General features: G+C 71.1%; 8 protein-coding genes. 4 read left to right on the plus strand and 4 right to left on the minus strand.

Annotated features, from left to right (window positions below):
• Positions 1 to 14: 14 nt before the first annotated feature.
• Positions 15 to 677, minus strand: coding sequence for a Clp protease N-terminal domain-containing protein (locus tag ACQKIP_RS35735; RefSeq protein WP_365866082.1), 663 nt, complete (start codon positions 675 to 677; stop codon positions 15 to 17).
• Between the two features lie 223 nt (positions 678 to 900).
• Between ACQKIP_RS35735 and ACQKIP_RS35740 the strand changes: the two genes are divergently transcribed.
• Complete coding sequence (locus ACQKIP_RS35740) at positions 901 to 1,089, plus strand: hypothetical protein (protein ID WP_365866079.1); 189 nt, start codon at positions 901 to 903, stop codon at positions 1,087 to 1,089.
• Between the two features lie 60 nt (positions 1,090 to 1,149).
• Here ACQKIP_RS35740 and ACQKIP_RS35745 read toward each other — a convergent pair whose 3' ends face one another.
• Positions 1,150 to 1,929, minus strand: coding sequence for a putative protein N(5)-glutamine methyltransferase (locus ACQKIP_RS35745; RefSeq protein ID WP_365866077.1), 780 nt, complete (start codon positions 1,927 to 1,929; stop codon positions 1,150 to 1,152).
• Positions 1,930 to 2,246: 317 nt separating this feature from the next.
• Between ACQKIP_RS35745 and ACQKIP_RS35750 the strand changes: the two genes are divergently transcribed.
• Complete coding sequence (locus ACQKIP_RS35750; protein WP_365866075.1) at positions 2,247 to 2,675, plus strand: type II toxin-antitoxin system Rv0910 family toxin; 429 nt, start codon at positions 2,247 to 2,249, stop codon at positions 2,673 to 2,675.
• A 90-nt stretch (positions 2,676 to 2,765) separates the two neighbouring features.
• On the opposite strand, the gene ACQKIP_RS35755 is transcribed toward ACQKIP_RS35750, so the two are convergent.
• Positions 2,766 to 3,386 (minus strand): PadR family transcriptional regulator, encoded by a 621-nt coding sequence (locus tag ACQKIP_RS35755; RefSeq protein WP_361195361.1) that lies wholly within the window; start codon positions 3,384 to 3,386, stop codon positions 2,766 to 2,768.
• Between the two features lie 235 nt (positions 3,387 to 3,621).
• Here ACQKIP_RS35755 and ACQKIP_RS35760 point away from each other — a divergent pair, with 235 nt between their 5' ends.
• Positions 3,622 to 4,443 (plus strand): PhzF family phenazine biosynthesis protein, encoded by an 822-nt coding sequence (locus ACQKIP_RS35760; protein ID WP_365866073.1) that lies wholly within the window; start codon positions 3,622 to 3,624, stop codon positions 4,441 to 4,443.
• Between the two features lie 73 nt (positions 4,444 to 4,516).
• Here ACQKIP_RS35760 and ACQKIP_RS35765 read toward each other — a convergent pair whose 3' ends face one another.
• Positions 4,517 to 5,317 (minus strand): CPBP family intramembrane glutamic endopeptidase, encoded by an 801-nt coding sequence (locus ACQKIP_RS35765; protein WP_365866071.1) that lies wholly within the window; start codon positions 5,315 to 5,317, stop codon positions 4,517 to 4,519.
• A gap of 166 nt (positions 5,318 to 5,483) precedes the next feature.
• Here ACQKIP_RS35765 and ACQKIP_RS35770 point away from each other — a divergent pair.
• The coding region (locus tag ACQKIP_RS35770) for a substrate-binding and VWA domain-containing protein (RefSeq protein ID WP_427745092.1) at positions 5,484 to 6,790 on the plus strand (1,307 nt) is incomplete at its 3' end.

The raw sequence follows: 6,790 nt of genomic DNA on the forward strand, positions 1-6,790 counted from the left end.
CGATAGACCCTGTCTCAATCGGCGGACGCTTCGGCGTACGGATCGACGGACGTCCCGGCGCGCGGATCCGCGAACGGACCGGCGTACGGCTCCGCGGACGAACCGGCGGAAGCACGGGAGAACGCCTCGGCGGAAGTGCCGGTCAGCGGGTCCTCCCGGAGGCGCCGGACGATCACCTGCGCGTCCGCCCCCGCCCGCCGCAGGACCTCGACCGCGCGGCAGTCGGGATCGGCGACGAGAGCCGCAAGGAGGTCGATGCCGAGGGCGCGCTGTTCGCCGCGCCGGGCGGCCCGCTCGACGGCCGCCTCCATGGCCGCGGCCGCGGACGGCGACCAGCCCGTCTCCTTCCCGGACCCGGAGTTGCCGGGCCGCAGCAGCGGCATCGCCCCGGAGTCCTCGACCGTCCCCTGCCACTGCAGGCCGTAGCCGATGCTGCGCTGGACGAGATAGCCGAGGAGCCGCACCACTTGCTCCCCGTCGTCGAGAGCCGCCCGCACATCGGGGTCGGTCTCCAGGAGGGAGTGCAGCAGATGCGCGGTGTCGATCTGCCGGTCCCCGTCCCTCATCGCACGCCGGCGCGCGCCTGCCACCGCCGACGCGAGGAGGTCGTTGAGGCATGCGTCGGTCTCTGCTCGGATCGGGCCGGGCTCGGCGCCCTGCGGGGTACGACTTTGCACATCTCCCACCCCATCAGCCCCCAAAAGCGGTGTCATCGGCGGCGGGAAGCATCTTCGCGTCCGACACAGGTTGGGCACGCATGTGTGGCTTCTCCTCCTTGCGGATGAGATCCGGCAGTTCTTCCCCGAGGGGCGCGCGCCGTCTTGATTCGCGCCGGGTCGGCGGCCACGACCTTCACACCCGGACCGCAACCACGGCCCACCGGTCACTCGTCTCCCGGGCATGGAGGGCGAGTGCTGGATGGTCGCGCTGCCGGCGGCCGACGGCAGGCAGTACGTGTATCGGGTGTACGCACCCGATGACGCACTGCCCGCCGACCTGTTCTGGGACGCCTGGCACTGCCACGACGAGGGCCCGTTCCCCAGGGCGTGCGACCTGTTCGACGCGGCGCTGATACGCAGGGTCGGCTGATCCGGCCCCCGGCTGCCCCGGCTGCCCCGGCTGCCCTGCGACTACTCCTGACTCCCCCGGCTACACGGCCCGCGTCCCGATGACGACCGTCGCGTACATCTCCTCGTCGCTCACCGACCGCGGCACGAGCCCGCCGCCGGCGACCGCTTCGAGGGCGTACGGGACCTGCCGCTCACTCGTCTCGAACAGCAGCCGCCCGCCGGGAGCCAGCCACCGCGCCGCGTCCGCGGTCACCCGCCGCAGGACGTCCAGACCGTCCGCGCCGCCGTCGAGCGCCACCCGCGCCTCGTGGATACGGGCTTCCGGCGGCAGCAGACCGACCTCTTCGGTGGGTACGTAGGGGACGTTCGCCAGCAATATGTCGACACGGCCCCGCAGCGCGCCGGGAAGCGGCTCGTAGAGATCACCCTCGTACACCCGGCCCCCCACGGCGGCGACATTGCGCCGGGCGCAGCGCACCGCGACGGGGTCGATGTCGGCGGCATGCAGTTCGACCCGGTCGACCGCGGCGCCGAGCGCGGCCCCCAGCGCTCCGGAGCCGCAGCACAGATCGACGACGACCGCCCCCGGCGCGGCGGAGGCTGCGGCCTGCTGCACGAGGAATTCGGTGCGCCGCCGGGGCACGAAGACACCGGTGTCCACGGCGATCCGCAGGCCACGGAACTCGGCCCAGCCCAGCACGTGTTCGAGCGGCTGACCGGTGACGCGCCGCTCGACCATGGCGGCGAGTTCGGCGCGGTCGCGCGCGGTGGAGACGAGCAGGCGCGCCTCGTCCTCGGCGAAGACACAGCCGGCGGCGCGCAGTTTGGTGACGATGGGTGACGAAGGTGAAACCGACATGGAAAAAGGAACCTCTCGGGATGCCGATGGGGCTCCCTCGGTCACCTCGGGCACCTATGCCGGGTGGACCGCGCGGTCGCGAAGGGGGAGCGCCCTACCTGCTGCAGCGGTAATGGGTCTCACCTCCCTGATCCGTCTTCCCGCGTCTGTCGCGGGGGAGGGCAAACAGTACCCGACGGGGTCAGCGGCGGCGCCGGGGGATCACGCGCCAGCACATCTGACGGTTCATCAGTATTGAATGTTCCAGGCCCTGCGGCTACGTTCCGCGACACCGCAGCTGCGCCCCGCCGCAGCGCCCAACGAAAAGGGGTCGTCGCATGGCCGAAGTCAGCGCGGAAGCACGGATCGAGGCGCCCGCCGAGAAGGTCTGGGCCCAGCTCACCGACTTCTCCACGTACGGCGAATGGAACGCCACGCACACGAGCTTCCCGAAGGGCGCGCCCACCACGCTGGAGACGGGCGGCACGTTCGCGGAGAACATGAAGCTGATGGGTTTCCCCGCCGAGGTCACCTGGACGATCGAGGAGCTGGAGAGCGAGCGCACGCTGGCCATCAAGGGCAAGGGCCCGATGGGCGTCACGGTCGGCACCCGCTATTCGCTGATCCCGGAGGGAGACGCGACGACGATGCGCATCGACGGCGACTTCACCGGCGCGGCGGTCTCCTTGATGGCGGGCAAGCTGAAGGATTCGGCGACGGCGGCACTGAACGAGTCGCTGCGGAAGCTGGCCGGCCTGGTGACCTGAGCCCTCCTCCCCCGCCCGTACGCAAAAAGGCGCCCCACACGTAAGTGCGGGGCGCCTCAATGGCATCGGGGATCAGCGACCCCCACCGCCTCAGTCCTCATCGGCGAGGATCAGGTACAGCTTCTTGCGGGCGTCGTTGATGACCGTGAGGGCCTTCTCGCGCTGGTCCTTGCTGCCGGTCTTCCAGACCTGGCCGAACGCCTCCATCAGCCCGAAACCGGCCTGGCGGATCTCGTTCAGCGTCTCCCAGTCGACCCCACGCCCGGCCTCTTCCCAGGGCGCGTCGGGACCTTCTTCGGCCGCGGTGGTGCCGGCCTCGGTGAGCGAGAAGAGCTTCTTGCCGCCCTCGCTCGCGCTGCTGATCAGGCCCTCGTCCTCCAGGAGCTGGAGGGTCGGGTAGACCGAACCGGGGCTGGGCTTCCATGCCCCGCCGCTGCGCTCGGCGATTTCCTGGATCATCTCGTAGCCGTGCATCGGCCGGTCCTTCAGGAGGGCCAGGATCGACGCGCGCACATCGCCGCGCCGCGCCCTGCCCCGCGGACCGCCGCGGCCACCGCGCCCGCCCCAGGGGCCGCCGGGCCCGCCGGGACCGCCGAAACCGGGGCCGAAGGGCCCGAATGCGGCGCGCCGGCCTTCGAAGCCGCCCCGGCCCTCGTGGCCGGGACCGCACTTTCCACGTCCGTGCTCATGTTCGTAACCGTGGGAACGCATGGCAATCACTCCTTGTTGATCTTGATTTCGTAGGTGATCTATCGCGCCATCGTTGATCTGTCGCGATGCGTCAACGATATATCGGAACAGTTCGCCTGGCAACCCCTTCCCCGGCGATACGCAGAGGTGCAGGCCAGAGGGTGCGGCGCCGCCGTCACCCCCGCGCCACAGCTCGGTCCACCCACCGGCGATTGGCCTTGTCCGACTCCGGCACCGGCCCGCTAGCGTCGGCGTCATGCCGACTTCTCATCGCATCCGCATCGTCGACGCCTTCACCGAGCGCCCCTTCTCGGGCAACCCCGCGGGCGTCCTCCTCCTGGACGCCTTCCCCGACGACGCCTGGCTCCAGAACGTCGCCGCGGAGGTCAACCACGCAGAGACCGCCTTCGCCCACCGCCTCCCCGCGGGCGGCGAAGCCGACTGGGCCCTGCGGTGGTTCACGCCCGCCACCGAGGTCGACCTCTGCGGCCACGCCACGCTCGCCACCGCCCACGTCCTGCGGACCACCGGCACCGCCGAAGGCTCCGTACGGTTCGCCACCCGAAGCGGCGTCCTGACCACGACCGCGCACGCCGACGGCACCGTCACCATGGACTTCCCGACCGCCCCGCTCACCCCGGCCGAGATGCCCGGCGGCGCGGCCGAAGCCCTCGGCGCCGAGGCGGTCGCGGCGTACGACACGGGGGCGCACCTCGGCGACCTCCTCGTCGAACTCGCGGACGAGAAGACGGTGCGCGCGCTCACCCCGGACCACAAGGCCCTCGCCCGGTACTCCAGGCGCGGCATCATCGCCACCGCACACGCCGAAGACCCCGCCGGCGGCTACGACTTCGTCTCGCGCTGCTTCTTCCCGCGCGTCGGCATCGACGAGGACCCGGTGACCGGCAGCGCCCACACCGCCCTGGCCCCCTTCTGGTCCCAGCGCCTGGGCCGCGCGGAACTCACCGGCCTGCAGGCCTCGGCCCGCAGCGGCCTGGTCCGCACGGAGCTGCGCGGCGACCGCACCATCCTGACCGGCCACGCGGTCACCGTCATCGAGGGCGACCTCTACGCCTGACAGCACTGCGGGGACGTACGAGTCACCCGTACGTCCCCGCAGCACCACCTGTCCTGCCCGCGCCGGAAGCGGCCTACGGCGTGGGCAGCCACCCCACCTTCCCCGCGAGCAGCGCGTACCCGACGAACGCCCCGATGTCGAGGAGCGAGTGCGCCACCACCAGGGGCCCGACCCTCCCCCACCGCCGGTACAGGAGCACGAAGACCACCCCCATCGCCAGGTTCCCGATGAACCCGCCGATGCCCTGGTAGAGGTGGTAGGAGCCGCGCAGCACCGAGCTGCCGGCCAGTGCGGCCATCGGCGTCCAGCCCAACTGCCCGAACCTGCGCAGCAGATAGCCGACGACGATCACTTCCTCGAGGACCGCGTTCTGCACCGCGGACAGCACGAGCACCGGGTACTTCCACCACACGTCCGGCAGGTCCTCCGGCACCACCGTCAGGTTGAACCCGAGCCCGCGCGCCGCCAGATAGAACGCGATCCCGGTACTGCCGATCACCGCGGCGATCGCCGCCCCGCGCCCCAGATCCGGCCACGGTCGGCTCCGGTCGAAGCCGATCGTGCGCAGCCCGGCGCCCTCTCTGATCAAGAAGTGCGCGACCAGCGCCACCGGCACCAGCGCGGTGGTGATTCCGAACAATTGCCACGCGAGATCAAGCCACGGCCGCCCCGGAGCGGCGGACGCGTTCATGGTCGCCGCCTGATCCTTCAGACCGCCCGGTTTGGTGACCGATCCGACAAAGCTGATCAGGGCGGACACACCGCTCGCGCCCAGCGACAGGGCCAGGACGAGCAGCGTCTCGTCCCGCAGGATCCGTCGCGATGGCCCCTCACCCCGAAAAGAACCGGCCAACGGCCCGGACTCCGCTTGCACTCCGCCTCCAGTTGAGTAATCCCGCCTCATCCCCATCCCCGTCCCGCTAGGGTCTCGAAAGAAGTTACGAAGATCGTGCGCGACAGGCCGAGGGGGACGGACGCCGACTGCGGTCATGCCACCCCCTCTTTCCTTGCTTCATCACTCAAGGAGGGGCACCACCGCCATGGGACGTCACAGCTTGCCCGATGAGGACGGGGCGGACGCACCCGGCCCACGGCCGCGCAGCCGCGGCCGGACCGTCGCCATCGCCACGGCACTCGTCCTGACGGTCGCGGCGGGCACGGCGGTCGCCGTCCGCAGCGATCTGCTGAGCTTCGGCGGCTCGTGCCGCGACCACGCCGTGCAACTGGACGTCGCCGCCGCCCCGGACATCGCTCCCGCCCTGCAGGCGGCCGCCGACGACGCGCGCGAGAAGGAGGTCACGTCGGACGGTTCGTGCATCGACGTACGGGTCACCGCCCGCGATTCGTACAAGGTCGCCGACGAACTGCGCACGGGCAAGGGCGATCCGCGGTACGAGGTGTGGGTGCCGGACAGCGAACTGTGGCTGCAACGCGTCGGTCTCGGCAGCAAGCAGAACAGGGTCACGCCCGCCGGGAACATAGCCTCCTCGCCGGTTGGCATGGCCATGGTCCCTTCGGCCGCCGAATCCCTGGGCTGGCCCAAGAAGACCTACAGCTGGCCGGAGTTGACCGGCGCGGCGATGAAGGACGACAAGCTGCGGCTCGGCGCCGCCGACCCCGCGCGCAGCGCGACCGGCCTGCTCGCGCTCGCCAAGCTGAGCACCTCGGCCAGGAAGTCGGGCGGCAAGGGCGGCGACACGCAGGCCGCGGGGATGGCCAAGGCGCTGTCCTCGCGCACCTCCGACAGCGACAGCCAGCTCGTGGACACCCTGGCCCGTGACGCGTCCGGCACCGAGCAGGGCAATCCGCGCCGCAACCAGGCACTGATCCTCTCCGAGCAGGCGGCGTTCGCGCACAACGCGTCGGCGGGCGAGGAGAACAGCCTGGACATGTTCTATCCCGAGGACGGCTCACCCCGGCTGGACTACCCGTACACGCTGGTCCAGGAGGACGAACTGTCCACGGACCAGAGCCGGGCGGCCCTGCGGTTCATGACGCTGTTCAGCGACGACGAGGGCCGCGCGCTCCTGGAGGAGCACGGCTTCAGGACCGGCGCCGAGGACCCGTCGGCCAAGCTCGTCACGGCGGCCGGCGGCCGCACCCCCCAGCCGTACGCGGCCGAGGCGAGCGAACCTCCCACCGAGAAGGAGCTCCAGGAGACGCTCGGCATGTGGACGATCACCGTCCAGAGCGCCCGGCTCAGCACGGTCGTCGACGTCTCGGACTCCATGGGCGAGTTCGTGCCCGGCCAGAACCGGTCCCGGATGGAGGTCACCAAGTCCTCGCTGCTCCAGGCGCTCGCGGGGTTCACCGACCAGGACGAGATCGGCCTCTGGGAGTTCGCCAC

It is taken from the genome of Streptomyces sp. NPDC059900 (assembly GCF_050270335.1).
Classification (GTDB): Bacteria; Actinomycetota; Actinomycetes; order Streptomycetales; family Streptomycetaceae; genus Streptomyces.